The sequence below is a fragment of the Bradyrhizobium murdochi genome, assembly GCF_000472965.1.
GTDB classification, from domain to species: Bacteria; Pseudomonadota; Alphaproteobacteria; order Rhizobiales; family Xanthobacteraceae; genus Bradyrhizobium; species Bradyrhizobium murdochi.
This window is the reverse complement of sequence record NZ_KI421483.1, coordinates 142286-167674: the sequence shown is the minus strand read 5'-3', so window position 1 is coordinate 167674 and position 25389 is coordinate 142286. Positions and strand designations below refer to the sequence as shown.

Annotated in this window: 24 protein-coding genes and 2 pseudogenes; 12 read left to right on the top strand and 14 right to left on the bottom strand. The window is 62.9% G+C overall.

Features of this window, described 5'->3' with window-relative positions:
• Position 1: 1 nt before the first annotated feature.
• Both YUO_RS0138485 and YUO_RS0138480 read right to left on the bottom strand, forming a co-directional pair.
• Positions 2 to 1438: a glutamine synthetase family protein gene (locus tag YUO_RS0138485; RefSeq protein ID WP_028351861.1), complete on the bottom strand. Its 1437-nt coding sequence runs from the start codon at positions 1436 to 1438 to the stop codon at positions 2 to 4.
• A gap of 108 nt (positions 1439 to 1546) precedes the next feature.
• Positions 1547 to 2905, bottom strand: a complete 1359-nt coding sequence (locus tag YUO_RS0138480) for an aromatic ring-hydroxylating dioxygenase subunit alpha (RefSeq protein WP_028351860.1) — start codon at positions 2903 to 2905, stop codon at positions 1547 to 1549.
• A 97-nt stretch (positions 2906 to 3002) separates the two neighbouring features.
• Here YUO_RS0138480 and YUO_RS0138475 point away from each other — a divergent pair, with 97 nt between their 5' ends.
• Positions 3003 to 3794, top strand: coding sequence for an IclR family transcriptional regulator domain-containing protein (locus tag YUO_RS0138475; protein WP_028351859.1), 792 nt, complete (start codon positions 3003 to 3005; stop codon positions 3792 to 3794).
• A 42-nt stretch (positions 3795 to 3836) separates the two neighbouring features.
• Here YUO_RS0138475 and YUO_RS0138470 read toward each other — a convergent pair whose 3' ends face one another.
• From YUO_RS0138470 to YUO_RS0138460, 3 genes and pseudogenes are all read right to left on the bottom strand, one after another.
• Positions 3837 to 4058: a hypothetical protein gene (locus YUO_RS0138470; RefSeq protein WP_028351858.1), complete on the bottom strand. Its 222-nt coding sequence runs from the start codon at positions 4056 to 4058 to the stop codon at positions 3837 to 3839.
• Between the two features lie 11 nt (positions 4059 to 4069).
• Complete coding sequence (locus YUO_RS0138465) at positions 4070 to 4429, bottom strand: PilZ domain-containing protein (protein WP_028351857.1); 360 nt, start codon at positions 4427 to 4429, stop codon at positions 4070 to 4072.
• 179 nt (positions 4430 to 4608) lie between these two features.
• Positions 4609 to 5577: pseudogene (locus YUO_RS0138460) on the bottom strand (helix-turn-helix transcriptional regulator); the annotation flags it as partial.
• Positions 5578 to 5641: 64 nt separating this feature from the next.
• Here YUO_RS0138460 and YUO_RS0138455 point away from each other — a divergent pair.
• From YUO_RS0138455 to YUO_RS0138430, 6 genes are all read left to right on the top strand, one after another.
• Positions 5642 to 7198 (top strand): benzoate-CoA ligase family protein, encoded by a 1557-nt coding sequence (locus tag YUO_RS0138455; protein ID WP_035728621.1) that lies wholly within the window; start codon positions 5642 to 5644, stop codon positions 7196 to 7198.
• 205 nt (positions 7199 to 7403) lie between these two features.
• Positions 7404 to 8222, top strand: a complete 819-nt coding sequence (locus YUO_RS0138450; RefSeq protein ID WP_198028180.1) for an alpha/beta fold hydrolase — start codon at positions 7404 to 7406, stop codon at positions 8220 to 8222.
• A 36-nt stretch (positions 8223 to 8258) separates the two neighbouring features.
• Complete coding sequence (locus tag YUO_RS43475) at positions 8259 to 8861, top strand: DUF309 domain-containing protein (protein ID WP_235782971.1); 603 nt, start codon at positions 8259 to 8261, stop codon at positions 8859 to 8861.
• A gap of 21 nt (positions 8862 to 8882) precedes the next feature.
• Positions 8883 to 10571: a 2,3-epoxybenzoyl-CoA dihydrolase gene (boxC, locus tag YUO_RS0138440; protein ID WP_028351853.1), complete on the top strand. Its 1689-nt coding sequence runs from the start codon at positions 8883 to 8885 to the stop codon at positions 10569 to 10571.
• Positions 10572 to 10682: 111 nt separating this feature from the next.
• Positions 10683 to 12119, top strand: coding sequence for a benzoyl-CoA 2,3-epoxidase subunit BoxB (gene boxB / locus YUO_RS0138435; RefSeq protein ID WP_028351852.1), 1437 nt, complete (start codon positions 10683 to 10685; stop codon positions 12117 to 12119).
• A gap of 27 nt (positions 12120 to 12146) precedes the next feature.
• Positions 12147 to 12419 carry a hypothetical protein gene (locus YUO_RS0138430; RefSeq protein ID WP_028351851.1) on the top strand — a complete coding sequence of 91 codons (273 nt, stop codon included), beginning with the start codon at positions 12147 to 12149 and terminating at the stop codon, positions 12417 to 12419.
• Positions 12420 to 12584: 165 nt separating this feature from the next.
• Here the strand turns inward: YUO_RS0138430 and YUO_RS0138425 are convergent, their stop codons facing one another.
• Positions 12585 to 13385 (bottom strand): SDR family oxidoreductase, encoded by an 801-nt coding sequence (locus YUO_RS0138425; RefSeq protein ID WP_028351850.1) that lies wholly within the window; start codon positions 13383 to 13385, stop codon positions 12585 to 12587.
• 207 nt (positions 13386 to 13592) lie between these two features.
• The gene (locus YUO_RS0138420; protein ID WP_028351849.1) at positions 13593 to 14651 is read right to left on the bottom strand and encodes a polysaccharide deacetylase family protein; all 1059 of its coding nucleotides are present in this window, start codon (positions 14649 to 14651) and stop codon (positions 13593 to 13595) included.
• A gap of 167 nt (positions 14652 to 14818) precedes the next feature.
• Between YUO_RS0138420 and YUO_RS0138415 the strand changes: the two genes are divergently transcribed.
• The 4 genes from YUO_RS0138415 to YUO_RS0138400 all read left to right on the top strand — a co-directional run bounded on the left by YUO_RS0138415 (position 14819) and on the right by YUO_RS0138400 (position 19196).
• Positions 14819 to 16213, top strand: coding sequence for an OmpA family protein (locus YUO_RS0138415; protein ID WP_028351848.1), 1395 nt, complete (start codon positions 14819 to 14821; stop codon positions 16211 to 16213).
• 2 nt (positions 16214 to 16215) lie between these two features.
• Positions 16216 to 16512: a hypothetical protein gene (locus tag YUO_RS0138410; protein WP_028351847.1), complete on the top strand. Its 297-nt coding sequence runs from the start codon at positions 16216 to 16218 to the stop codon at positions 16510 to 16512.
• Positions 16513 to 16789: 277 nt separating this feature from the next.
• A complete protein-coding gene (locus YUO_RS0138405; RefSeq protein ID WP_028351846.1) occupies positions 16790 to 17848 on the top strand; it encodes a lysylphosphatidylglycerol synthase domain-containing protein in 1059 nt (352 codons plus the stop codon).
• Between the two features lie 46 nt (positions 17849 to 17894).
• Positions 17895 to 19196: an ATP-binding protein gene (locus tag YUO_RS0138400; RefSeq protein ID WP_028351845.1), complete on the top strand. Its 1302-nt coding sequence runs from the start codon at positions 17895 to 17897 to the stop codon at positions 19194 to 19196.
• Between the two features lie 103 nt (positions 19197 to 19299).
• Here the strand turns inward: YUO_RS0138400 and YUO_RS43470 are convergent, their stop codons facing one another.
• The 7 genes from YUO_RS43470 to YUO_RS0138365 all read right to left on the bottom strand — a co-directional run bounded on the left by YUO_RS43470 (position 19300) and on the right by YUO_RS0138365 (position 24565).
• Positions 19300 to 19992: an SCO family protein gene (locus YUO_RS43470; RefSeq protein WP_035728678.1), complete on the bottom strand. Its 693-nt coding sequence runs from the start codon at positions 19990 to 19992 to the stop codon at positions 19300 to 19302.
• 48 nt (positions 19993 to 20040) lie between these two features.
• Positions 20041 to 20313 (bottom strand): hypothetical protein, encoded by a 273-nt coding sequence (locus YUO_RS0138390; protein WP_028351844.1) that lies wholly within the window; start codon positions 20311 to 20313, stop codon positions 20041 to 20043.
• A gap of 13 nt (positions 20314 to 20326) precedes the next feature.
• Positions 20327 to 20869, bottom strand: a complete 543-nt coding sequence (locus YUO_RS43465; RefSeq protein ID WP_235782970.1) for a TlpA family protein disulfide reductase — start codon at positions 20867 to 20869, stop codon at positions 20327 to 20329.
• A 215-nt stretch (positions 20870 to 21084) separates the two neighbouring features.
• A complete protein-coding gene (locus YUO_RS0138380; RefSeq protein ID WP_028351843.1) occupies positions 21085 to 21528 on the bottom strand; it encodes a DUF411 domain-containing protein in 444 nt (147 codons plus the stop codon).
• 27 nt (positions 21529 to 21555) lie between these two features.
• A complete protein-coding gene (locus YUO_RS0138375) occupies positions 21556 to 22983 on the bottom strand; it encodes a multicopper oxidase family protein (RefSeq protein ID WP_028351842.1) in 1428 nt (475 codons plus the stop codon).
• 125 nt (positions 22984 to 23108) lie between these two features.
• Positions 23109 to 23432 (bottom strand): hypothetical protein, encoded by a 324-nt coding sequence (locus YUO_RS0138370; RefSeq protein ID WP_156908962.1) that lies wholly within the window; start codon positions 23430 to 23432, stop codon positions 23109 to 23111.
• A 224-nt stretch (positions 23433 to 23656) separates the two neighbouring features.
• On the bottom strand, positions 23657 to 24565 hold the full coding sequence (locus YUO_RS0138365) for a trypsin-like serine peptidase (RefSeq protein WP_028351840.1): 909 nt from the start codon (positions 24563 to 24565) through the stop codon (positions 23657 to 23659).
• A gap of 606 nt (positions 24566 to 25171) precedes the next feature.
• Between YUO_RS0138365 and YUO_RS48420 the strand changes: the two are divergent.
• A pseudogene (locus tag YUO_RS48420) lies at positions 25172 to 25389 on the top strand (two-component sensor histidine kinase); the annotation flags it as partial.

Sequence of the window (25389 nt, the reverse complement as noted above, 5' to 3'; positions counted from 1 at the left end):
TTCAAAACATCTCGAAATATTCGCGATGCTCCCAGTCGGACACCTCGGCCTGAAACCGTTCGATCTCCGCGTTCTTGATGTGGACGTAATAGTCCACGAACTCCGCCCCCAGCGCCTGCCGGAAAAACGGATCGTCCTGCAGCGCGAACACCGCCTCGCGCAAACTCTTCGGCAACAGCGCCGCCTTGGTCTCGTACGGCGTGTCCGCTGACGGCCCCGGATCGAGCTTGCGGTCGACGCCATCAAGGCCTGAGAGAATCTGCGAGGCCATGTAAAGATACGGGTTCGCCGCGGGCTCGCCGATGCGGTTTTCCAGCCGGGTGGCCGCATCGCCCGGACTGCCGAGCACGCGGATCATGACGCCGCGGTTGTCGCGGCCCCAGATTGCGCGATCCGGCGCGAGCGAATAGGAGCGGTAGCGCTTGTAGCCGTTGATGGTCGGCGTCGTGAATACCGTGGACGCGCGGGCGTGCTCCAGGAGCCCCGCGAGATAGGCGCGTCCAAACGGGCTCAGCACCTCGTCCTTGTCGCCGGCCATGAACGCATTCTCGCCGCTCGCGCGTGACACCAGCGATTGATGCAGGTGCCAGCCGGAGGCGAAGACATTGGGCAGTTTAGGCCGGCACATGAAGGTCGCGTGATAGCCGTGGCGGCGCGCGATTTGCTTCACCGCCGAGCGGAACAGCACCATGTTATCGGCGGGCGCGAGGCCTTTGGTCGGCGCGAAAGTGAACTCGCACTGGCTCGGGCCGAACTCGACCTCGACCGATCGCAAGGAAAGGCCGAGCGCCAGCACGTCGCGGCGGATGATCTCCAGCGCCGGCTCCATCTGGTCGTAGCGCTGCTCGGTGAGATACTGGTAACCGTGCGACAGCAGGCTGACGGAAGGCGACCGACCCGGCTGTCCGGCATCCTCCGGCGCCATATGCGCGTCGTCGAGCTTGAAGAGATGGAATTCGACTTCGAGCCCAGCAACGAAATCATAGCCGCGCTGTCCGAGCTGATCGATCACCTTGCGATAGAGATGCCGCGTCGCAAACGGCACCGGACGGCCATCGTTGAAATAGAGATCGCACAGCAGCCAGCCGGTGGTCGGCGCCCACGGCAGCACGCGAAACGTGGTGGGGTCTGCGATCATCAGGACATCGGCGGCGCCTTCCATCTCCTTCATGCCGAACCCGCCGCCGGCCGTGAACACCGGAAACACCGTCTTGTGCGAGGTGTCCTTGGCGAGCATGGTCGTGGTGATGGAGCAGCCGCTTTCCAGCGAGGCGATCGCTTCGCTCGCGACCAGCGTCTTGCCGCGGAGGATGCCGTGCTGGTCGGGGAATGAGAGACGGATGACTTCGAGGTTTTTTTCCTCGATGATCCCGCGCAGGCGGCTCGCGGCCTCCTGCTGCTCTTTCGACCACAGCCCGTGACGTTCGACAAAACTCAACGTCTATCCCCCATCTTCCGTCATTCCGGGGCGATGCGCAGCATCGAACCCGGAATCTCGAGATCCCGGGTTCGGCTCTGCGAGCCGCCCCGGAATGACGGTGCTAAATCACTCCGCCGCCGTTAGGTGGGGTACCTTGCCGGCAATCTCGGTCGGCACCGGCGCCGCCCAAGGCGCGCCCCGGCGGCGCTTGACGTCGATTTCCATCCAGTAGATTTCCCAGCCCTGCGTGGGCCCGATGCCGTCCATCGTGGCAGGGCCCTGGATCGAGCGCGCATGCGCCGCGTCGAGGAACAGCATCGGCTTCTCGCCGCCGACCGCCTTCTCGATCTCCTGCCGCAGCAGGCGGCGATACTGCACGATCGCCTTGTCCGATTGTCCCAAATGCTCGTTGGTGCGGTCCTGGATCGGGCCCATCGACTCCACCGCCCACTGATCGTGGACGTTGATGTCGGTCCCCATGCCGGTATAGGTCGCGGTCGCCTGTTCGTGCGGATCGAAGCCGTAATCGTTGCTCTTGTTCTTGCGCGACTTGTAGTCCGGCAACTCGTACAGTTCGAGGCGCTGGTCGCGCATCTTCTTCTTGTCGACCGGCGCCGTGTAAGAGGTGAAGATCGCGTACCAGTAACAGTTCTCGTCATCGATCGGCACGTGCCACTGCGTGATCGTCATCTCCGTGCTCATCGGGATGACGAAGCCGTGCGGGAAAAGCTGGTTGGTGACGCGCACATGGGTGCGTTCTTCGTCGAGCTCGCGCAGCGCGATCAGGCGCAGGCCATATTCGGTATGTTCGACATTGATGATCGGGTTCTCGTATTCGCGCAAAATCTTCGTCATCGGCATGTCGCTGCCGGCGGACGCGCCGCGGAACTGCTTGCCGTAGGCGGTGGAAGTATCTTCGTCCTCGAAGAAGCGGTGCAGGAAGGAGGCGTGCGCCGGATCGATGCCGACTTCCAGCGCCTGCAGCCAGTTGCAGTTGATGTGACCCTTGAACGCAAAGGTATGGCTGTCGGGCGCCACAAAACAGTCGATCTCCGGAAATGCCGGCGGTTCGCCTTCGCCGAGATAGGCCCAGAGGATGCCGCTCTTCTCGACCACGGGGTAGGAGCGCTGCTTGATGCCCTGGCAGAGCTTTGAGTCCTTCGGCTCGGCCGGCGTCTCCAGGCATTGGCCGGAGACATCGAACAGCCAGCCGTGGAAGGCGCAGCGTAGCCCGCCATTCTCCAGCCGTCCGAACGCGAGGTCGGCGCCGCGATGCGCGCAATGGCGATCGATCAGACCGTAGCGGCCTTGCTCGTCGCGAAACAGCACGAGGTTTTCGCCGAGCAGTTTGACCGGGCGAACCGGCTTCGATCCCTGCAGCTCGTCGACCAGCGCCGCCGGCTGCCAGTACATCCGCATCAGCTTGCCGCACGGGTCCTTGCGGCCGGTGCGGGTGATCAGGTCGTTCGCTTCCTGGCTCATCATGGCGAGGATCTCCGCTAGCTGGATTTGTTCGCCTATTGAACTTTTGTGCGATTTTAACGTAAGCTTGGCGTGAGGCAAGCGGATTATGGAGGCGGCAATGCCCAAGCTTAAGCGCGCGGCGGACGCTGACAACCGCGGCGCGACCGATTTCATCGAAAGCCTCGATCGCGGCCTGCGCGTGCTCGAAATATTTGGCGGCAGCCGGCAGCCGATGACGCTGAGCGATCTCGCCAAGGCGGCTGAGCTGCCGCGCGCCACCGCGCGGCGCATTCTTTTCACGCTCGAACGCGCCGGCTTTGTCGCCACCGACGGGAAGCTGTTCCGCCTGACGCCGCGCGTGCTGGTGCTGGCGTCAAGCTATCTCGCCTCCAACCATGTTGTCTCGGTGCTGCAGCCGGCGCTTGATCGATTGTCGGCTGAGGCGCAGGAGATCTCGTCGATGGCGATCCTCGACGGCAACGACGTCGTCTTCATCGCGCGCGCCAGCCCGACGCGAATTTTCTCGTCAGGCATCGATATCGGCTACCGGCTGCCGGCGTTTTGCACCTCGGTCGGCCGTGTCCTGCTGTCGCGGCTGGCCGATGACGAAGTGGCCGCCGCGCTCGACCGGATGGAGCTTGCGCCGCTGACACCGTTCACCATCACCGACAAGAAGCGGCTCCTGAAGACGATCGTCGCCGATCGCGCGCAAGGCTATTCGCTGGTCGATCGCGAAGCCGAGCCGGGTTTCCGTTCGGTCTCGGTGCCGGTCCGCCGCTACGACGGCGCGATCATCGCCGCCATCAACATGGGCGCGCATGTCGACCGCGTGTCCGCGGAAGAGATGGTCGAGAAATTTCTGCCGCGCCTGCGCAAGGCGGCGGCGTCGGTGAAGTCGCTGCTGGTGTGACCGCACGGTATTAGCTCTCGCGAACTGCACGCGATCGTCCGCTTAATGCTTGAACGCCGCGGCGATCGCCTCGAACTGGGCGACGACCTTCGGCGTCACCACATAGTGCAAGATGGCCGCAACCGAGAGGCTGACGGCCATGGCGACGAGCGTGTATTGCGCGGTGAACACCGCCAGAAGGATCGTGCGCAGGCGGCGTCGCCGCACCTTCGGTGCCCGGGCGACGGCAAGGATGGCGTCGTCTTCGTCTTCAACGCTGCTCATGAGATCGCGTTCTAAAGCTCGGACAGAAGCTGATCGAGACGCGACTGCAGCCGCCGGTTGGCCCGTTCGGTCGCGCGCAGCTTGCGTGCCCATTCCAGCGGAATGACGTCGCCCGTCTCTTCTACATCTGAAAACGCCAGCCCGGCCGCGTTGTGGTCGCGCCAGACGAGGCGGGCCAGGCACGAGAGGCCCCTGCGCTTGATTTCGAAATCGATCCGGTCGGGGATGGTGGCCGACTCCTTGAATTCGATCTTCGCCCCGCGCCCGCTGAAATTGCGCACGACACAGGCAAGCGTCGAATTGCGCGCGTTGAATGCGACCATCCCGCCGTAATAGACGCGGGCTCTTTGGTGTTGACGGCGCTCCAGCATGATTGTCCTCCATGCGATTAACGCTTTAGTAACACTCCTTCAGCGTGTATTACAGCCGTCGCTCGCATGAAGCTTGTGCGGTGGTTAACGGTCGCGCTTACCGTCGGACGCAACCGTCGAGCGCGTACCTTCGGCTTGGCCGAAACAGCCGTTTACGAATGGCGCTTTCGTCGAAGCGATCAGGATGCCGCGCTGCGCAGGCCGAACGCGTGCTTGTCATGCAGCACCGGTGCGACCGCGTCGCTCAGCCGCGCCGCCGCCGCGTCGACGGAGAGGCCTGCGGTGTCGACCACGGCTGATGCCCGCGCATAGAGCGGTTCGCGGCTGACCAGGATGTTGCGCAATTCCGCCATTGCCGAGCGATCGTCGGCCATCGGGCGCAAATCGCCCTGGCGGCGGACGCGCGCCATGTGCTCTTCCGGCTCGGCCTTGAGCCAGATGGTGTAGAACGACGATAGGATCAGGTCGAAGGTCAACGGCTCGGAGACGATGCCGCCGCCGGTCGCCAGCACCATCAATTCCTTGCGCGCCAGCAACTGCGTCAGTGCCGCCTGCTCCATGCGCCTAAAACCTTCCTGGCCGTAGAGCGCGATGATCTCGGCGACGGACAAGCCGTTCTGCGCCTCGACCTCCTTGTTGAGCTCGACGAATTTCCAGCCGATCTTCTTCGCCAGCATCCTGCCGAGGGTGGATTTGCCGGCGCCGCGCAGGCCGATCAGGGCGATGCCGGCGAAGGAAATCCGCCGCTGCGCCGATAGGCCGCCGCCGGCCAGCGCATCCTTGGCCTGCGCAATCTGCGCCGGCGTTGCCTTGCGCAAGAGATCGCGGATCACGGCCCAATCAGGCGCGGGCTCAGCCGAGGGAATGAGATCTTCGAGATGCGCGCCCATCGCGTTCGACACGCGTCGCAGCAGCACGATCGAGACGTTGCCCTTGCCGCTTTCGAGCTGCGCGATATAGCGCTCCGAAATTCCAGAAACTTTTGCGAGCACTTTTCGCGACATGCCGCGAAGGGCGCGCATGGTGCGCACACGCTGGCCAAGCTGCTCGAGAAAGCCGGATTCGGGGTCGCTGGCCTCGGTCATTTCCCTCGTTCGGCATTGCGTCGGGGTGAACGGATTTCGGAAACATAATGCCGATGAGGATTGACAGCAAGCGTAGCCGGTGTCTTTGTATGAATTATAATTCTTAAAAACTCAGGGGAGAAGCGTCGTGAGCGGCACGTCCGGTTCGTACAATGCGGTGACCTGGCTGCTCGACCGCAATGTCGAGGAGGGGCGCGGCGCCAAGCTCGCCTTCACCGACACGGTCACCGAACTCACCTATGGCGAGCTGCAGCGGCAGACTCGCCGCGTTGCCAACATGCTGCGCCGGCTCGGCGTCCGCCGCGAAGAGCGCGTGGCAATGATCATGCTCGACACCGTGGACTTTCCTGCGGTGTTCCTCGGCGCGATCCGCGCTGGCGTCGTGCCGGTGCCGCTCAATACGCTGCTGACGTCGGAACAGTATGCTTATGTGCTGGCCGACAGCCGCGCGCGGGTGCTGTTCGTCTCAGAGGCGCTGTACCCGACGGTGAAAGACATTGTCGGCCGCATGCCGGATCTCGAATGTGTCGTGGTCTCCGGCAAGAATTCGTTCGGCCATAAACTGCTTTCCGAAGAGTTGGCGAAGGAGGGCGATTCTTTCCCAACCGTGGAAACCCATGCCGAGGAGCCGGCATTCTGGCTCTATTCGTCAGGCTCGACCGGCATGCCCAAGGGCGTGCGGCATCTGCATTCCAACCTGCAGGCCACGGCGGAAACCTATGCGAAGCAGGTCCTCGGCATCAGGGAAGACGACGTCTGCCTTTCCGCGGCAAAGCTGTTCTTCGCCTACGGGCTCGGCAATGCGCTTACATTCCCGATGTCGGTCGGCGCCAGCACCGTGCTCAATGCCGACCGGCCGACGCCAGCACGCATGTTCGAGTTGCTGAACAAGTACAACCCGACCATCTTCTACGGCGTGCCGACGCTGTTTGCTTCGATGCTCAATGACGAAACAACGAAGAACGAGCGCGCCGGCACGCGCTTGCGCATCTGCACGTCCGCGGGCGAGGCGCTGCCCGAATCTGTCGGCAATGCCTGGAAGGCGCGCTTCGGCGTCGACATTCTCGACGGCGTCGGCTCGACCGAGCTGTTGCACATCTTCCTCTCGAACGCGCCGGGCGACGTCAAATACGGCTCATCCGGCCGTCCGGTGCCCGGCTACAAGGTGCGGCTGGTGAACGAGGCGGGCGATGACGTGGCCGATGGCGAGGTCGGAGAGCTATTGGTGGAAGCGCCCTCAGCCGCCGAAGGCTATTGGAATCAGCGCGCCAAGAGCCGTGCGACCTTCGAAGGCCACTGGACCCGCACCGGGGACAAATACACTCGCGACGCAGACGGCCGTTATACGTTCTGCGGCCGAAGCGACGACATGTTCAAGGTTTCGGGCATCTGGGTTTCGCCGTTCGAGGTCGAGAGCGCGCTGATCACCCATCCGGCCGTGCTCGAGGCCGCCGTCGTGCCCGAAGCCGATCCCGAAGGATTGTTGAAGCCGAAAGCCTTCGTCGTGCTGCGCGCCGGCGCCAAGACGGATGATCTGCATGAAGCGTTGAAGGAACACGTCAAGCAGAAGATCGGGCCATGGAAATATCCGCGCTGGATCGACGTGGTGGATAGCCTGCCGAAAACGGCGACGGGGAAGATTCAACGGTTCAAGCTGCGGGATGGTGAGACGGCGAAGGCATGATGGGTGCGTTGATTAGAGAGCGAATCGTGACGGTTGAAGTACCGTGTCGTTGCCACGTACTCGATCGTTCCCTCCCCCCTTGCGGGGGAGGGCTAGGGAGAGGGGTGGCGGCAACGGCGGTGTGTGTGGCTTACCCCTCTCCCCAACCCTCCCCCGCAAGGGGGGAGGGAGCTCACCGCGCCGTGTTGTGAGGGGAGCGGTTACAATGACAACCCTAACCCCATCAGGCTTCCTCACGGTCGGCGCCTCCCATCTCGAATACCGCATGATCGGTCCGTCGCCCGAGCACGCGCCTGTTATCGTAATGCTGCATGAGGGGCTCGGCTCGACCGGCCTGTGGGGCGACTTTCCGGATAAGCTGCAGGCCGCGACCGGCGCGAGCGTGTTCGTCTATTCGCGCGCGGGCTATGGCGCATCGACGCCGGTAAAGCTGCCGCGGCCGCTCGACTACATGCACGTCGAGGCGCTCGACGTGTTGCCAAAACTGCTCGACAAGATCGGCTTTCGCCGTGGCCTGCTGCTCGGCCATTCAGATGGCGCCTCGATCGCGTCGATCTATACGGGCTCGCATCAGGATCACCGCGTGCAGGGCCTCGCGCTGATCGCCCCGCATTTCATCGTCGAGGATATTTCGGTGGCGTCGATTGCGAATATCCGGACCGCCTACGAGACCACGAACCTGAAGGGCAAGCTTTCACGCTGGCACAAGGACGTCGACAACGCCTTCTATGGCTGGAACGGCGCATGGCTCGATCCTAATTTCCGCAACTGGGATATTTCGGAATACCTCGCCTATATCCGCGTGCCGATCGCGATCCTGCAAGGTGTGGACGATCAGTATGGGACCATGCGCCAGGTCGAGATCGCTCGGGAAGAATGCTATTGTCCGGTCGATGTGACTGTGATTCTGGGCGCGGGACATCAGCCGCATCGCGAAGCGCCGGAGGCGACGCTCGATGCGATTTCGGATTTCGCAAAGGCGGTGTTGCACACAGGTAGCGGCTCGCAGGGACGGGCCGCTTAACGCATTTTCTCTTGCGCTTGCCGAGGCGCTGTTGCGATGACTGCGCCGTCCTCAGGCATCGGTCATCTGCCGCTGCCGCGATGGGCTTATGTGCCCGGCCAGTCCAAGGAAGCCGCCGCCGATTACGAAACGCTGGCACAGATCGCAGCGCTGGTGCCGGCACGCTTCCAGGGCTACGTGCCGGCGCGCCATCCGGCGCTGCGCTACGGCATGGCGCTCAACGACCACGGCTATTTCTGGGAATCACAGGAGATCCTGGAAGCGGTATGGGCGGCGGCGCCGCAGGGCGGTCGCGAGCGGATTTTGCTGCGCGCCTGCATCCTGGTAACGACCGCCAATCTGCGGCTGCGCATGCAAAAGCCGCACGTCGCGGTCCGGCTATTCGGTGAAGCGCTCGGCGAACTCAAGGCGCTCGGCATGCGCAATGTCGGCGGCGCCGGCTTTGCCGACAGCTTTCCGGTTGCCGCCCTGGCGGCCTCATCAAAGCCAAGCTGGCGCAGCCGCAGCTCGCTAAGGCCGATTCGATCGCCTTTGCGGTCGCTGGCCGAATATGAAACAAAATGCATGTTCCGGCGCTTTCGGCTAGACTCAATCCAAAACCTGCACTATTGTGCATACAACGAACCAAGCAAATCCTGAGAAAACGACAGAGGGTGGCTCATGGCCGGTGAAGATCGCGTCCTTGCGGGGGGAGCGAAATACATCGATTTTCAAACCGATCCGTCGCGCTACCGTCACTGGAAGCTGGCGGTGGAGGGCGAGGTCGCAACCCTCACCATGGACGTCGACGAGAATGCCGGCCTGTTCGAGGGCTATCAGCTCAAGCTGAATTCCTACGATCTCGGCGTCGACATCGAGCTGGCCGACGCCGTGCAGCGGCTGCGCTTCGAACATCCTGAAGTGAAAGTGGTGGTGATGCGTTCCGGCAAGAACCGCGTGTTCTGCGCCGGCGCCAATATCCGCATGCTGGCGGGGGCGACCCACGCCCACAAGGTCAATTTCTGCAAATTCACCAACGAGACCCGCAACGGACTGGAAGATTCATCGGAAAATTCCGGGCAGCGCTTCATCACCGTCGTCAACGGCACCGCGGCCGGCGGCGGCTATGAGCTGGCGCTCGCGACCGATCACATCGTGATGGCCGATGACGGCGCCGCTGCCGTGGCGCTGCCGGAAGTGCCGCTGCTAGCGGTGTTGCCGGGCACCGGCGGTCTGACGCGCGTGGTCGACAAGCGCAAGGTGCGCCGCGACCATGCCGACTTCTTCTGCACCATCGAGGAAGGAATTAAAGGCAAGCGCGCCGTCGCCTGGCGGCTGGTCGATGAAATCGCGCCGAACAGCAAGCTCGAGGCCAAGGTCGCCGAGCGCGCCAAGGAATTCGCCGCCAGCTCGAAGCGCAACGGCAGTGGCAAGGGCATCACGCTTGCGCCGCTCAACCGCACCATCGACGAGGCCGGCATCCGCTACGGTTTTGTCAGCGTCGACATCGACCGCGCGGCGCGCATTGCGACCATTTCGATCAAGGCGCCGGAGGCGGCGCCGCCTGATGATATCGACGGCCTGATCGGGCAGGGCGCGTCGTTCTGGCCGCTCCAGGTGGCGCGCGAGCTCGATGATGCAATCCTTCACTTGCGTATCAACGAACTCGAAATCGCGATGCTGGTGTTCAAGTCGCACGGCGACCCCGCCAATGTGGTCGCTTGCGACGCCTTCCTCGAAGCCAACAAGGCGCACTGGCTGGTCAACGAGATCAGGCATTACTGGAAGCGTGTCTTGAAGCGCATCGACGTTACCTCGCGCACGCTGGTGACGCTGGTCGAGCCCGGCTCCTGCTTTGCTGGCACGCTCGCCGAACTCGTGTTTGCCGCCGACCGTTCCTACATGCTGATCGGCTCGCGCCAGGGCGACAACCGGCCGCCACCGGCGATCCAGCTCACCGCGCTGAATTTCGGCCCCTACCCGATGAGCCACGGCCTGACCCGCCTGCAATCGCGCTTCCAGGCCGATCCGTCCGATCTGGAACGCGCGGAAGCCACCATCGGCACCACGCTCGACGCTGAGGAAGCCGAAGAGCTCGGCCTGGTCACCTTCGCGCTCGACGACATCGATTGGGACGACGAGGTGCGGGTGTTCCTGGAAGAGCGCACCTCCTTCTCGCCCGACGGTCTCACCGGCATGGAAGCGAATCTGCGCTTCGTTGGCCCCGAAACCATGGAATCGAAAATCTTCTCGCGCCTCACGGCGTGGCAGAACTGGATCTTCCAGCGCCCCAACGCGGTCGGCGAAGAAGGCGCGCTGCGCCGCTACGGCACCGGCCAGAAGGCGCAATTCGATATGACGAGAGTCTAAGGGGGCGAATAGCGAATAGGGAGTGGCGAATAGTTGCCCTTCTTCCCATTCGCTACTCGCCATTCGCTATTCGCCAAACACCCCCAAACACGGGAGGCCCCAATGAATTACATGAATGTCGACTACTCGACCAAAATCCCTAACAACGTGAATCTCAGCGAAGACCGCCAGGTGCTGAAGGCGCTGGAGGGCTGGCATCCCGGTTACATGGACTGGTGGGGCGACATGGGGCCGGAAGGTTTTCAACAGTCGCTGGTTTACTTGCGCACCGCCTATTCGGTCGATCCGCGCGGCTGGGCCAAGTTCGACTACGTCAAGATGCCGGAATATCGCTGGGGCATCCTTCTTGCCCCCCAGGAAGAAAATCGCGTCATTCCCTTCGGCGAGAATTACGGCAAGCCGGCCTGGCAGGAAGTCCCCGGCGAGCATCGCGCCACGCTGCGCCGCCTGATCGTGATCCAGGGCGACACCGAGCCCGCCTCCGTCGAGCAGCAGCGCCATCTCGGCAAGACCGCGCCCTCGCTCTACGACCTGCGCAACCTGTTCCAGGTCAATGTCGAGGAAGGCCGCCATCTCTGGGCGATGGTCTATCTGCTGCAGAAATATTTCGGCCGCGACGGCCGCGAGGAGGCCGACGATTTGCTGCGCCGCCGCTCGGGCGATGCGGATTCCCCGCGCATGCTCGGTGCCTTCAACGAGGCGACGCCGGACTGGCTGTCGTTCTTCATGTTCACCTATTTTACCGACCGCGACGGCAAGATGCAGTTGCACAGCCTCGCGCAATCCGGCTTCGATCCGCTGTCGCGCACCTGCCGTTTCATGCTGACCGAAGAGGCCCATCACATGTTCGTCGGCGAGACCGGCATCAGCCGTGTCGTGCAGCGCACCTGCGAGGCGATGAAGGCGGCCGGCATTACCGATCCGACCGATGTCGCCAAGATCCGCGCGCTCGGCGTGATTGACCTGCCGACCATCCAGAAGAAGCTGAACCTGCACTATTCGCTGTCGCTCGATCTTTTTGGTTCGGAAGTCTCGACCAACGCGGCGAATGCCTTCAACGCCGGCATCAAGGGCCGCTACAAGGAAACCCAGATCGACGACGACCACCAGCTCAAGAACGCCACCTATCCGGTGCTCAAGCTGATCGATGGCGTGATCAAGCGGGTCGACGAGCCGGCGCTGACCGCGCTCAACATGCGGCTGCGCGACGACTACACGCAGGATTGCGTCAAGGGCATGCTGCGCTGGAACAAGGTGATCTCGACCGCGGGCTATCAGTACAAGCTGACCCTGCCGAACGTCGCGTTCCACCGCCAGATCGGCGAGTTCAAGGACGTCCACGCCACGCCCGACGGCGTCCTGATCGACGATGCCACCTGGAACCAACGCAAGGGCGAATGGTTGCCTTCGTCGCAGGACGGCGACTTCATCGCCTCGTTGATGAAGCCGGTCACCGAAACCGGCCAGTACGCCTCCTGGATCTCGCCGCCGAAGGTCGGCATCGACAACAAGCCCGGCGATTTCGAGTACGTGAAGATCGAAACCTGAACCACCCCGCAATCGGGGAGCAGTAACATGGACCCCGACCGCGACCTCGAACAACTAAGCCGCGACCAACTGGTCGCGGAGGTGAAGCGCCTCAGAGCAGGCATCCGCGCGCACCGCGACAGCACCGGTCACGATCTGTGCTGGCACCATCCTGATCTCTGGGGCCTCTTGCCCGAGCGGGTCACGCCCGACGTCGCCGTCCCGCCCTGGCCGAAATTTCTGCGCGGGTGCTTGCGCTACCGCGAGGCGCTGGAGCGTGAGTTGCCCAACGCGCCGAAGGCTGATGTCGAATACGAGTGATGGCGGCTCCTAACCTCGCCCCGCTTGCGGGGAGAGGTCGGACTGCGAAGCAGTCCGGGTGAGGGGGTACAGGTCCATCGATAGATCGCAACTCGCGGAGGAGCCCCTCACCCCAACCCTCTCCCCGCGAAGAGCGGGGCGAGGGAGCACGCTGCCGCCGCGGCGTTACCCCGCGATCTCGCTTCCCGCCGTCGCATACACAACGCCGCCGTCCACTGCGATCGTATTGCCGACGACATAATCTCCCGCGCGCGAGGCGAGATAGATCGCTACACCCGCCATATCCTCGTCGGTGCCGACACGCCGCGCCGGAACGCGCTTTGCCACTTCATCGGCGTGGTCGCGCGCGGCGCGGTTCATGTCGGACTTGAAGGCGCCCGGCGCAATCGCGGTGACGTTGATATTGTCCTTGATCAGCTTGGCCGCCATGCGCCGCGTCAGATGGATCACCGCCGCCTTGCTTGCCGCATAGGAATAGGTCTCCGTCGGGTTGACGAAGATGCCGTCGATGGAGGCGATGTTGATCACCTTGGTGGGACGATCGGGCGAGGCCGCCGCACGCAGCGGTTTCGCCAGCGCCTTGGTCAGGAAGAACAGCGACTTGACGTTGAGGTTCATCACCTTGTCCCAGCCGCTTTCCGGGAATTCGTCGAATTCCGCGCCCCACGCCGCGCCCGCATTGTTGACGAGGATGTCGAGCTTCGGCTCCAGCTTGATGATTTCGGATGCCAGCCTTTCGCAGCCTTCGACGGTTGAGATGTCGATCGGCAGCGCGATGCATTCGCCGTCATAGGCGGCGGTGAGCTCTTTGGCGGTCGCCTCGCAGGGACCTGCCTTGCGCGCAGTGATGTAAACCTTCGCCGCGCCCTGCGCGAGAAAGCCGGCCGCGATCATCTTGCCAATGCCGCGCGAACCGCCCGTCACCAGCGCGATGCGGCCTTGAAGCGAGAACAGATCCTTGAACATTGCGTTCCTCCATTTGCTTTGCCGGAGGTTTTGGGCGTGGGAGCAGGGCGAGTCAAGGAAGGTGCGTCCTTCCTTCTCCCCTTGTGGGAGAAGGTGGCGCGAAGCGCCGGATGAGGGGTTCTCTCCGCGGAAAGAACCCCTCATCCGTCTCGCTGCCGCTTCGCGCCAGCGATCCACCTTCTTCCACAAGGGGAAGGGAAGTAAGGACTACGCCGCGTCGATGCGGCGAAAACCGTTCCACATCGCAGTGGCGGCCCCGGAGGTCAGGACGGGGATGATCCGTTCGTCCTGGTAGTTGCCGTTCAGCGAGACCCGCTGCAGCGCGGTCATGTGGTCTGCGCTTTCGGCGAAGATCATGCCGGGCCGCGTCGTGACTGCCGTCTTGAATCCCGCCGCTTTCGCCAGGGCGAATTCGCGCTGGCCCGCGGCGATCCGGTCGCCATAGGGATAGGCGAGATGAAGCACCGGCCGCTGCAACTTAGCCTCGATCCGCGCGCGGCTTTCGGTCAGTTCGAGCCAAGCGGTGTCTTCGCTCAGCCGCGTCAGATTGCAATGCGTGATCGTATGCGCGCCGATCGTCACCAAGGAATCGTCCGCGAACGCCTTCAATTCCTCCCAGGACATACAGAGATCGCGGGCGATGAGAGACTCGTCGACGTCATGGCGCGTGCATAGCGCGGAGATTTCGCGCTGCAGGTCGTGTTCGCCCGGCAGTCGGCGCAGCCAGTCGTGCACGCGGTCGAAGGCGGCCTGCTTGGCTGCCGGCGTCGAGGTATCGAGGCGGGTTGCTGTGCCGCCGATCGGGACTTCGATCGAGGGAGTCTTGGCGATCGCCCTTTCGAGCGCGACCCACCACAACCTTCCGGTGCCTTCGGCGAAATCGCTCGTGACGTAAACGGTGAGGGGCGCGTCAAACTCACGCATCACCGGCAAAGCGTAATCGCGGTTGTCGCGATAGCCGTCGTCGAGGGTAAAGCAAGCAAAGCGCCGCGCGAAATTCCGCTTCTGGAGTCGCTGATGCACCTCGTCCATGGTGACGATGTCGACGTCGAGCGCGCGAAGATGCTCGAGTATCGCGCGCAAGAACTCCGGCTCGACCTCGAGATGATGATTGGGCTGAAACTCGTCGTCGCGGCGCGGACGGACGTGGTGCAGCATGAAAATGATGCCGACGCCTGCGAAGATTGGTCGCAGCAGGTGGTGCGCTCCAGAGAAGTACAGCGCTTCCAGCCCGGCGCGAATGACGGTGTTGCGAAGCAGTTTCATCGAGATGCGGGCTGCCCGGTTAATTACGGGGACGAAACTAGCGACAGACGGCTGAAGAAACAGTTAGCCGGACCGATTTCCGTCTCCTTTCGCGCCTGCGACATTTCGGGTTTGACAGCCCCGCAAGGGTTTGTTTTCTCTCCGTTCCGGACCCGGCGGGAACTCGAATGCGCGGACTTTTCAAGTGGAGTAGCAAATGGTGGCCGGGTGTCATTCCGCTGGTGGTCTGTTGGGCTATCGCGGCGTGGACGAGCACTGAACCGCTGGAAATCGACCTGGCGCAGCGTTCTGCAGCGGCACTCAAGGGCACCATCCTCGATAAGCGGCGGATCTCGGTTGAGGGCCGCGACGTGACCCTGGCAGCAGACGCGTTCTCGGAAGGCGGCCGGCAGAGTGCAGTGGCTTCGGTCGAAGCGGTGCCCGGCGTACGTTTGGTTAACGACGCAACCCGGCTCGTCCCCGAAGCCAAGCCGTTCGTCTGGTCGGCTGAACGCGACGTCGTCCGGGTAACGCTATCGGGCAGCTCGCCCCTGCCGGCGAGCAAGGGCCGGCTGATGGAAGCGGCTCGCGCCAGCCTCGGCGGCGTCGAAGTAGTCGACCGGACGAATCTTGCGCGCGGGGCGTCGCCGCGTTTCGACAATGCCGCGCTGTTGCTGCTCGACCAGATCGGCAAGCTGAAGGACGGCAAGATCACGCTGTCGGACACCACGGTCAGCCTGTCCGGCATGGCACGCGAACTCGGCGGCCGGGAAGCCATCGCCGCCGCGCTGAAAAATCTTCCCGAGGGTTTTTCGGTCGCAGCCAACGAGGTCAAGGCACCGCCCTACATATTCCAGGCCTACAAGGATCCCGTCGCGGTAACGCTGACGCTGACCGGCAACGTGCCCGACAACAACGTCCACGCCGCGCTGGTGGCGGCGGCAGGGCGCAAGTTCTTCAGCGAAAAAGTCGTCGATAACCTCAAGACGAGCATCGGCGCGCCCGCAGGCTTCGCCAACGCGGTGGTACCCGCGCTCGGCGCGCTGTCGCGGCTGTCGACCGGTACGCTCGTCGTCTCCGACCGCGAGGTGAAGCTGTCGGGCGATGCGCTCTATGAAACCGCCGCCAGTCAGATCCGCGCCGGCCTCGGCAAGGACTTTCCGCAGGGCTGGCAGTTCAAGCCGGAAATCTCGGTCAAGCCGGCCGCGGCGCCGGTGGATGCGACGGTCTGCCAGCAATTATTTACTGAGCTGCTCGGCAAGGCCCGGATCCGCTTCGAATCCGGCAAGGCCGACATCGTCGCCGATTCCGCCGGTCTGCTCGATCGCCTGATCGAAACCGCGTTGCGCTGTCCGACCGCCAATATCGAGATCGCGGGACATACCGATACCGACGGCGACGAGGCGTCCAACCAGGCGCTGTCCGAGAAGCGTGCGCAGGCGGTCGCCGACTACCTGGTCAAAGCGGGATTACCCGCCAACCGGTTCAGCGCGGTCGGCTATGGCTCGACGCAGCCGATTGCGCGCAACGAGACCGACCAGGGCAAGGCGCAGAACCGCCGCATCGATTTCGTGGTGAAGTGAGCATGGCCTATCTGACCACATTCTACTGGGGCTGGCTCTTGGCATCAGTACTGCTCGGCTTCGGCATGGGCTGGATATCGGTGGTTCAGCACGGCGAAGGCATCTCGCGGAAATGGCGGTGGGCGCTCTCGGCTTTGGTCGCGGCGCTGGTCGCAGCCGCGCTCGCCCGCGTCGTGCCCGGCCGTTTCGGCTACTGGCTCGATCTCGGCCTGATCATGTTCGCGCTCTACCTCTGCGGCTGCGCGGTCGGGTCATGGTTGCGCGACTGGGTGGTCTCGCGCAGTGCGCCGCCGGCTTGACTGCATCATGAGCCGGCCAGCTTTTCCTCCGTCACTGTCACGGGTTGTTGACCAGGCCCGGCTATGGTCCAGAATCCCCATCGGGCGGCGGGAATGCAGCGAAACTGTGCTACCGCCGTCATCAACTACGGCTAATATGTTGAAGAAGCGCGTTTTATTGTCGTCAGGCGAATTCCACTCCGGCCCAAAACGCGCTACCAGAGGGGCAAGGGAGCCGCGTAGCGGCGGCGGGGTTCGCGCCATTGCCGTCGTCGCAGAAGCGCAATTCGAGGTGTAGATGCTGGAAGCAATACGCAGGGCAACTTCGTTTCTGCGCCAGAAACAGGTCCTGCATAAGCTCGGGGTCCTTATCAGCATCACGGTCATCGCCGTTGCGTGCTACGTGCTCTATCACATGCTCCGCGGCATCGACACCAATGAGGTGATCGACGCCATCAAGGGCACCGAGCCGCGCCGGATCGCGCTGGCGGCCCTGTTCGTGGCGGCAGGCTATTTCACGCTGACCTTCTATGACTGGTTCGCCGTCCACGCCATCGGCCAGCACCACATACCCTACCGCATCAACGCGCTGGCCGCCTTCACCTCCTATTCGATCGGGCACAATGTCGGCGCCAGCGTCTTCACCGGCGGCGCGGTGCGCTACCGGATTTATTCGGCCTGGGGGTTGAACGCGATCGACGTCGCCAAGATCTGTTTCCTGGCCGGGCTCACCTTCTGGCTCGGCAATGCCGCGGTATTGGGACTGGGCATCGCCTACCACCCGGAAGCCGCTGCCTCGATCGATCAACTGCCGGCCTGGCTCAACCGCATTGCGGCCTTCGGAATCATCATCGCCCTGGTCGGCTATGTCGCCTGGGTCTGGGCCCAGCCGCGCGGGGTCGGCCGCGGACCGTGGACGGTCACCCTGCCGGGCGGCCCGCTGACGCTGCTGCAGATCGCCATCGGCATCGTCGATCTCGGGTTCTGTGCGCTGGCGATGTACATGCTGGTGCCGGACGAGCCCGATATCGGCTTTATCGTCGTCGCGGTCATCTTCGTCTCGGCCACGCTGTTGGGGTTCGCCAGCCACTCGCCAGGTGGGCTCGGGGTGTTCGATGCCGCCATGCTGGTCGGCCTCTGGCAGATGGACCGGGAGGACCTGCTCGCCGGCATGCTGCTGTTCCGCGTCCTCTATTATATCGGCCCTTTTGTCATATCTGTAATCTTGCTGACGCTTCGGGAGATTATCATCGGCGCGCGATCGAAGCGCCTGCGCCATTTGGCGCCTGCCGCCGACCCCGAGCCAAGGCATGAGGCCCCCGTCTATGTGCGCGAGCGTGGAGACACCGGCGCCTGATGATGTGGCGGGCGCCTCGCGAATAGCGGAAGGAAAGCGTGCGTCCATGGCGATAGACGATTCGAACTCCTCCTCCTTCTTTGCACCGTGGCCGGACCGGTTGCGGCATTCGGCCATCATCCTGTTGGCCGCCGGGCTGGCGCTGTGCGCGCTGGTGCTGCTGGCGGATCTCTCGCTGGCGCGTGCGGTAGCGGTCTTCATCTGCATCGCCGCCGCAGCGCTGGTGCCGTGGCGGCTGCATGATACCGCCGGTTCCCGCGAGGATGTCCGCGCCGTCAGTCCGGTTGAATCTGCGGCCGTCAGCGCGGTCGTTGCTGGCATGCCGGACCCGGCGGTGCTGCTCGACCGCGCCGGCCGCGTCATCCATCTCAATGCGGCGGCCGCCCAGCTCGCGCCAGCGCTGCGCAAGAACGAACTCGCCCAGTTCGCGCTGCGCTCTCCCGAGATCATCACCGCATTGCGCGAGGCGATCGCGACCAGCGAGCCGCGCCGCGCCAACTATCTCGACCAGGTGCCGGTCGACCGCTGGATGGAACTGATGATCACGCCGGTGCCGGTGCCGACGCTGTTCGGCGGCACCGAACGATGCATGCTGATGACCTTCCACGACCAGACGCCGCTGCGGCGGGTCGAGGAAATGCGCGCCGACTTTGTCGCCAATGCCAGCCATGAGCTGCGCACGCCGCTCGCCGCCTTGTCGGGTTTCATCGATACCCTGCAGGGCCCGGCCAAGGATGATGCCAAGGCGCGCGAGCGCTTTCTCTCCATTATGCATACGCAGGCAACGCGGATGGCGCGGCTGATCGACGACCTGCTGTCGCTGTCGCGGGTCGAGCTGTCGGCGCATGTCCGCCCGGAAGCTTGTGTCGATATCGTGCCGATCATTCGTCAGGTCGCCGACGGGCTGGAGCCGCTGGCCGGGGAACGCCAGGTCGCGATCGAGATCGATCTGCCGGAGACGCCGGTCGCGATTGCGGGTGATCGCGAGGAACTGCTGCGGCTGTTCGAGAACCTGATCGAGAACGCTCTCAAATATGGCGCGTCCGGCGGGAGGGTGATCGTCTCGCTGAGCCAGGTCGCCTCGGGAGAGGGCGCGCCGGAAGTGCGCGTCACGGTCCGCGATTTNGGCCCGGGCATTGCGCCCGAGCATCTGCCGCGGCTGACCGAACGCTTCTACCGGGTCGATGTCGGCGACAGCCGCGCGCAGGGCGGAACCGGGCTCGGCTTATCCTTGGTGAAACATATTCTTAACCGCCATCGCGGCCGGCTGCTGATCGAAAGCGTGCCGAAAAACGGCGCCACCTTCACCGCCTGTTTTCCCCCGGCGAAACCCCCGGCGGTAAGTTAGAGCCCGGCCCTTCCGATGCCTTAATCCTGTCACCCCCTGGTATCACCTAGCGTTTGCAAGCGCAGGGTGAGTGAGGCGTTGCGCACATGTTTGGGGCGCGCGATCAGGATCCGAACAACTTCTTGACCTTTTCCCACAGGCTGGGCGAGACATGGCCGTGCGGCTTCTCAGCGTCATTGACCAAGGCGTTGACGAACACGACGAGATTGGTTGGCTCGAACTTCAAGCCGTGGAAATTGGCTCGCCAGCGACCCTGGTTGTCGATGACATGCGTCACGATGCTGTGGATTTGATAGCCCTCCGGCGTCTTGTCGAACCGATGGCCGAACCGCTCCGCGAGGTTGCGTGTGGCATCCTCCAACTGATCATATCTGGTAGTCAGAAAGAGCCAGTTCGCGGAATCGAGCCTGTGAGCCTGGCCGTAGTGGCGGAGAACGTCTGACGTATCCTTGCTCGGGTCCGTAGTGATGCTGATGAACTGGACCTGCGTTTTCATCGGCGACTGATTGATCAGGCCCTGGATCTCGGCGATCCGGTCGGCGTGCAACGGGCATATGTCAGGACAGCTGGCGTAAATGAAATTTAGGACGACTACCTTGCCGCGGAAATCCGCGAGGCTGGTCGTTCGCCCCTCCGCATCCTGAAGGGTGAATTCGGGCGCTGCTTTGTCGACGGCCTGGAAATACTTCTCCCGATCGCCCAGCATGCCCTCGAGTTCCTTCAGGGAATGTGCCGAGACAGCCGAGGCAACCGTTGCCAAAGCGACCGCAAGAGTTAGGACCAACGGGATTTGCATTTCAGCCTCCATTTTGAACGCGCCCGCTGAAACACCGGGAGCGCCAGTTCAGTTCTCGTTATCCGGCGCTGTTGGTGCGCGCCTGCGCCACTGATCATTAGGCCGACCAGTGCTGCGGTTGTGCATCATGCTGCTGCAGTGATCCATCATCCCGCTCATCTGGCGCATCATCTTCGTGACGCCCATCGTGCCTCGAGCAGGATCGCCGTCCATCATGCGGTGACGGCTCGTCGAGCTGTCCTGCGCGTGAAGCGTCTGCGCGGCGATTGTCGCCGCAACGATTGCGGCAGCGAGTGCGAGTGTAGTGCTGAGCTTCGGCATGAGCTTTCTCCCTTCATTTGGCGACGAGTGCCTTCAGCCATCTAAGGCCGCGCGCAAGCAGTCCCGGCGTTGATTCGTGACGATCGTCGTTGTGGGCAACCCGCTCGATTGAATCGACTTTCCCTGCGATGATCGACTTCAGGAATTCCGTTATCTCAGGCGCGTCCCATTCGTCCGGCCCGATGACGCGACCAATCTCTTGTCCGTTGCGATCGAGGATCAGCGTGGTCGGCAGTCCGACCGCATCGAGCCGCCGGACGGTCTGGCCAGACACATCGAGGTAGATCGGGAGATTCTTGATCTCGACTTCAGTATAGAATTTCTTTATCGCGTCGATTCCGCCGCGATCGATCGAAATGGGCACCACCGCGAAATCATCGCTGCCCAAGATCGACTGCAGACGATCGAGAGCCGGCATTTCGCGCCGGCAGGGCACGCACCAGGTCGCCCAGATGTTGAGGACGACAACCTTCCCCGTGAACTCGGCAAGGCTCTGACTGGCTCCGGCTTCATCTTCGAACGTGATCGCCGGCACCGCCTTCGGTGCCGGATGCATGACAAAGTTCTTCCGCACATCCTGTGCCGCTACGTGTTGGGCCAGTAAGGCGACCGCGGCCGCTGCGGTGAATCGGGCGACCGAACGTAGTGCGATGCGACCGACGCCGTTCATTGCTGTCACAGGCTCCTGATCATCGAGAGTTGAAATGTCCTCTGGGAGTTCATGTCATTTCGCTCGTGGCTGAAGGGATCCGATGACCAGCATCTCTTTCCTCATTCCGTGTCGTAGACCTTTGGCAGCGCGCCATCCTTGGTGACCGCGTAAATCGTGAAGGGCCCGTGTTTGAAGCCGGTCATGCCTGGGGATCCCCACGGCATGCCGGGAAGGGTGATTCCGGCGATTGCCGGCCGCTCCGACAGCAGCTTCCGGATCGTGTTCACCGGGACATGTCCGTCGATCACGTAGCCATCGACGAACATGGTGTGGCAGCCCTGGAATTTTTCGGGCACGCCGGCTTTGCTGCTGATCTCGGCGAGATCGTTGGTTGGCTTCACGTCGACCGTGAAGCCGTACCGCCGAAGGTATGCAGCATATCCCTCGCAGCAACTGCATTGCGGGTTCTTGTACAACATCGCCTGGATCGGCTCGGCGAATGCCGGCAGTGGCAGCACCAGCGTCGCGAGTGTGGCGCCAAGCCAGAAACTTCTTATGTTCATTTCATTCTCCTTCGCAGCGTGGAGTGTTCACGCAACGCGCAGCACCGTCATCATCCCGGACACCTGATGGTTGGTGACGTGGCAGTGCATCATCCAGTCGCCGGGATTGTCGGCCACGAAGGCGACCTCGACAGTATCCCTTGGCGGTACGAGAACGGTGTCGGCCCATCGCCGATGCGGAACCGCCGTCCCATTGCGGGTCAACACCCGAAAGCTGTAGCCGTGCAGGTGCATCGGATGCCACCAAGCCGTTTCATTGCGGATAGTCAGCACGTAGCTTCGGCCAAGCCGGAGCGTCAGCAGTGGTGGCATGTTCGCGTGGCCGTCGCCGGTCATGGATGTGCCATTGATGGCCCAGCTCGCCCCGTGCGACATGCCTTGCATGCCGCCCATTCCCATCATGCCGCCGCCCATCATGCCGCCTTGCAATCGCAATTCGTGGCGCTCGGCAGCGGCCAAATCCGGTTCCGGCAAAGGATTGCGCGGAAGGGAAGGCGAAGGTTCGAGATGATGCGCGCGGAGTGGCGGCTTGTCTTCGTAGACGAACTTTGCGAGCCAGTAGGAAAGCCCCTCGTAAAAATCGTCGATGACCCGGTAGCGCCGTCCCGGTTCGCCTTGCATGTCGATCACGAGATCGACGCGCATGGCTGGACCAAGCAGGATACGGCCGCGTTCGGGCTCGTGGGGATCGCAGGGCTGGCCGTCGATCGCCACGATCACCGGACGGTGACCCTCGAAACGGAGCGACATGATCCGTGCGAGCGAGGTGTTCACGAGACGCAGGCGTATGCGCTCGCCCGCGCGCATCGGCACTTCGTCTGGCACGGCCCCATTGACAGTTACCGTGTTGCCGACGCGGCCGGACATCGCCGCCTCCATCGCGTTGCCGAAGCCGGCTGCAATTTGCGCTTCCGATGTCAGGCGCCAGTCCGACAGCATCCAGACAAGGTCGCGATCAACGGATACCGCCGTCGGCTCCTCGACGATGAAGGCACCCGCCATACCCCGCCCGAGTTGCCGCAGACTGTCAGCATGCGGGTGGTACCAGAACGTCCCGGCATCGGGCGGCGTGAATTCGTATGTGAAGCTCTCGCCGGGTTTGATCGGCGGCTGCGTGAGACCAGGAACGCCGTCCATGGAATTCGGCACACGGATGCCGTGCCAATGGACGGTCGTCTCTTCCGGCAGATCGTTTCGGACGATGACGCGAATGCGCTCGCCCTGGCGCACCCGGATTTCTGGGCCGGGGACGCGATCCCCATAGCACCAGACATCCGTACGCGGGTAAGGCGCGCCAACGATCGGTACCCGGCCGGCCGCTGCGGTGAGCTCGATCACGTTCGGTTCTGCCGGTGCAGCACGTCCGGCGCGCACCAATGAGGCCGATGCGGCGAGCGCGGTGCCGCCAATGAGGAGTGCGCGGCGATTGATCGACGGACCCGAATGAGAGTGCATTGCGAAAACCGATCCTGTGCGTTGATCCGCGGCACGTGGCCATAAAGCCTACGTGCGTTCGATACGCTTGCGACGCTATCAGCGTCACGCGCGAGAGGATCACATCGCCGGGCCGGCGACGTGCCTCAACTCAGGATGGCAGGCCTGGGAGGGTAGGGATCGGGTGGAATTGTATGTCCGGCGGAAGTTGGTCCGGGCAAATCTCCCACCGTTTCGGCCGATGACGGCTCAAACAACGTTCCGATCAAGGGCAAGGCGGCAAAACTGCCGCAGTAGGCGGAGCATGCGGCTGCCGTCATTGCCTTCTGATCATCGCCGCAACCATCGCACTCGCCTGACATCGGCATGTCGGTGGCGGCAGCCATGACCATCTTCACGTCCGCATCCGCGGCGCGCAGGCCATGAGGCGCCAGCCCCACGATAAACGTGATGGCCAGCAACAGCGTCATGACGCGGCGGACCTTCTCCGACATACAATCAAAATAGCGATTGGCTGGGCCGAAAGCTAGGCCGATAGGACATGTATCAGAATGCCTGTTCCATCTCTGAGCCCTCGGCTCACGGGATCGTGACTGTGGCGTGCTCCAGCATAATCGGTGCGGTATCGGGCAGATGGACGCTCGCGGAGGTGCGCGCCCTGGGTAAGTTGACCAGTTGGTCGCTTGTCATTTCTTCACTTTCGAATTGGCGGCGTTTCAGCTTCATACGGTCTATCAGTATGCAGCCGAGCCGACGTCAGGTACGGCTCGGCATCCAGGCGTCGGGAGAGTGCAACCACCGCGTCCGCGAACATCGAGGCAGCGATGGCCCGATTTCCAATAAATTTCGCGACGTGGCCATCTTCGTCACTGGCGAACATTGAGCCAGTATGGATGCCGACCATTGCGTACCAAGGTCCATCTCGTACCAGCAAGGGAGCTCCAGATGAGCCATACCGTGCCTTGCAGTCGTGAATGAGTGCGTCCCAAACGAGGTCACGAACGGTGCACGCCGGATCGACGCTGAGAACCTCGGCGTCGCCGATATCGTTTGAGTAACTCGGCATTCGGATTTGCTGCTCGAGCGACTTCAGGCTTGCAACCGAGTAAAAGCTCAAGAGAAAGGGGTGGACGCCCACCGCGGCCCGATCAAGAACGAGAATCGCCCAATCTTGCGAGGCGTCGTGGACCGATTGTCGCCTGAAGCTTTGTATCGATCCGATGGTCCATACGGTCGCTTGAAAATCGCCAAGCGCGGTTTCCGCCTGATAGCCTAACCGAAAAGACAAGTTGGACTGCTTGATCGAGCCATCTCTTTGAGTGACGCAGTGAGCTGCTGTGACGATGATCCTTGGATGGAGAACGATGGCGGCCGTGCAGCCCATCGTGCCCTTGAATTTCCCGACTGCTGCGTAGGGCGGCAACCGCGCATCGACAATATGACGGAGATCAACGTTGGTGACCTGAGGTGCCTCCTTTCCGGTGCGAGGGACTGATTGGGAATCGACGGCGCTTTGCGGGCCGGTGGTCGCGATGACTAGCGTAGCGGTTGCCAGAAGCGCCCAACTTCCGACGGCCATGAAAATTTGCGTAGCCTGCATCATGGTCCCCTCCCCGAAAATTAGGCAGCGCAATGCCTCCAAAAACGATGGCAGTTTCGGCTACCCGCCGATCCAAGCGACTGCGCTTTGAGGATCCCCGTCGTCAGCAGACCGGGAAGATTGAGGACCTCTGACGGGTCGCTCTATGCCGGTTGCCGTCACACGCTCGAAATCAGGCACGTGACGGCACAGTGCGAGGCAGCCGCGACTGCGGCCACCTCAGCTGAAGGCGGTGGGTCTGGGAGGATACGGGTCCGGAGGGCCGTGGTGATCTCGAATGTCCGGAATCGGCGAGGGAGCTATCACTCGCGGACCTATCAATCCAAGCACGCTCGCAAAGGGGAGGATGGCACTCGCCGCACCGCAGCAAAGGCCGCAAGCAGCATATGAGCCGCAGGCCTTCATCCAGCACTCATGGCAAGGTGCCACCATGTGCTTGGGGTTCGGACGACCGGCAGGTTTTACGAAACTGGCTGACGCTTCAATGCGGGCCTCAGTTGACACGCTAGCCCGTGCGGCCACCGGCAGAGTGAGTGCGGCGACTATCAACAGCAACGGAAACAACCGGGCCATCACGCGCATATTTACAGGCTAACAGCGAACAATCCGCTTCGCAATCTCGCCAGGGAACGCCAGGTCGCGATCGAGATCAATCTGCCGGAGACGCCGGTCGCGATTGCGGGCGATCGCGAGGAACTGCTGCGGCTGTTCGAGAACTTGATCGAGAATGCCCTCAAATATGGCGCGTCCGGCGGGAGGGTGATCGTCTCGCTGAGCCAGGTCGCCTCGGGAGAGGGCGCGCCGGAAGTGCGCGTCACGGTCCGCGA

Excerpts from the sequence above, each read along its gene's own strand:
- YUO_RS0138425 (WP_028351850.1), bottom strand. The coding sequence starts at position 13,385 with ATGTTCAAGGATCTGTTCTCGCTTCAAGGCCGCATCGCGCTGGTGACG.
- YUO_RS0138450 (WP_198028180.1), top strand. The coding sequence starts at position 7,404 with ATGACAACCCTAACCCCATCAGGCTTCCTCACGGTCGGCGCCTCCCAT.
- YUO_RS0138380 (WP_028351843.1), bottom strand. The coding sequence starts at position 21,528 with ATGAACATAAGAAGTTTCTGGCTTGGCGCCACACTCGCGACGCTGGTG.
- YUO_RS0138415 (WP_028351848.1), top strand. The coding sequence starts at position 14,819 with ATGCGCGGACTTTTCAAGTGGAGTAGCAAATGGTGGCCGGGTGTCATT.
- YUO_RS0138370 (WP_156908962.1), bottom strand. The coding sequence starts at position 23,432 with ATGACGCTGTTGCTGGCCATCACGTTTATCGTGGGGCTGGCGCCTCAT.
- YUO_RS0138475 (WP_028351859.1), top strand. The coding sequence starts at position 3,003 with ATGCCCAAGCTTAAGCGCGCGGCGGACGCTGACAACCGCGGCGCGACC.
- YUO_RS0138465 (WP_028351857.1), bottom strand. The coding sequence starts at position 4,429 with ATGCTGGAGCGCCGTCAACACCAAAGAGCCCGCGTCTATTACGGCGGG.
- YUO_RS0138480 (WP_028351860.1), bottom strand. The coding sequence starts at position 2,905 with ATGATGAGCCAGGAAGCGAACGACCTGATCACCCGCACCGGCCGCAAG.
- YUO_RS0138470 (WP_028351858.1), bottom strand. The coding sequence starts at position 4,058 with ATGAGCAGCGTTGAAGACGAAGACGACGCCATCCTTGCCGTCGCCCGG.
- YUO_RS43475 (WP_235782971.1), top strand. The coding sequence starts at position 8,259 with ATGACTGCGCCGTCCTCAGGCATCGGTCATCTGCCGCTGCCGCGATGG.
- YUO_RS0138390 (WP_028351844.1), bottom strand. The coding sequence starts at position 20,313 with ATGCCGAAGCTCAGCACTACACTCGCACTCGCTGCCGCAATCGTTGCG.
- YUO_RS0138365 (WP_028351840.1), bottom strand. The coding sequence starts at position 24,565 with ATGATGCAGGCTACGCAAATTTTCATGGCCGTCGGAAGTTGGGCGCTT.
- YUO_RS0138410 (WP_028351847.1), top strand. The coding sequence starts at position 16,216 with ATGGCCTATCTGACCACATTCTACTGGGGCTGGCTCTTGGCATCAGTA.
- YUO_RS0138405 (WP_028351846.1), top strand. The coding sequence starts at position 16,790 with ATGCTGGAAGCAATACGCAGGGCAACTTCGTTTCTGCGCCAGAAACAG.
- YUO_RS43465 (WP_235782970.1), bottom strand. The coding sequence starts at position 20,869 with ATGCATCCGGCACCGAAGGCGGTGCCGGCGATCACGTTCGAAGATGAA.
- YUO_RS0138430 (WP_028351851.1), top strand. The coding sequence starts at position 12,147 with ATGGACCCCGACCGCGACCTCGAACAACTAAGCCGCGACCAACTGGTC.
- boxC (WP_028351853.1), top strand. The coding sequence starts at position 8,883 with ATGGCCGGTGAAGATCGCGTCCTTGCGGGGGGAGCGAAATACATCGAT.
- YUO_RS0138375 (WP_028351842.1), bottom strand. The coding sequence starts at position 22,983 with ATGCACTCTCATTCGGGTCCGTCGATCAATCGCCGCGCACTCCTCATT.
- YUO_RS43470 (WP_035728678.1), bottom strand. The coding sequence starts at position 19,992 with ATGCAAATCCCGTTGGTCCTAACTCTTGCGGTCGCTTTGGCAACGGTT.
- boxB (WP_028351852.1), top strand. The coding sequence starts at position 10,683 with ATGAATGTCGACTACTCGACCAAAATCCCTAACAACGTGAATCTCAGC.
- YUO_RS0138420 (WP_028351849.1), bottom strand. The coding sequence starts at position 14,651 with ATGAAACTGCTTCGCAACACCGTCATTCGCGCCGGGCTGGAAGCGCTG.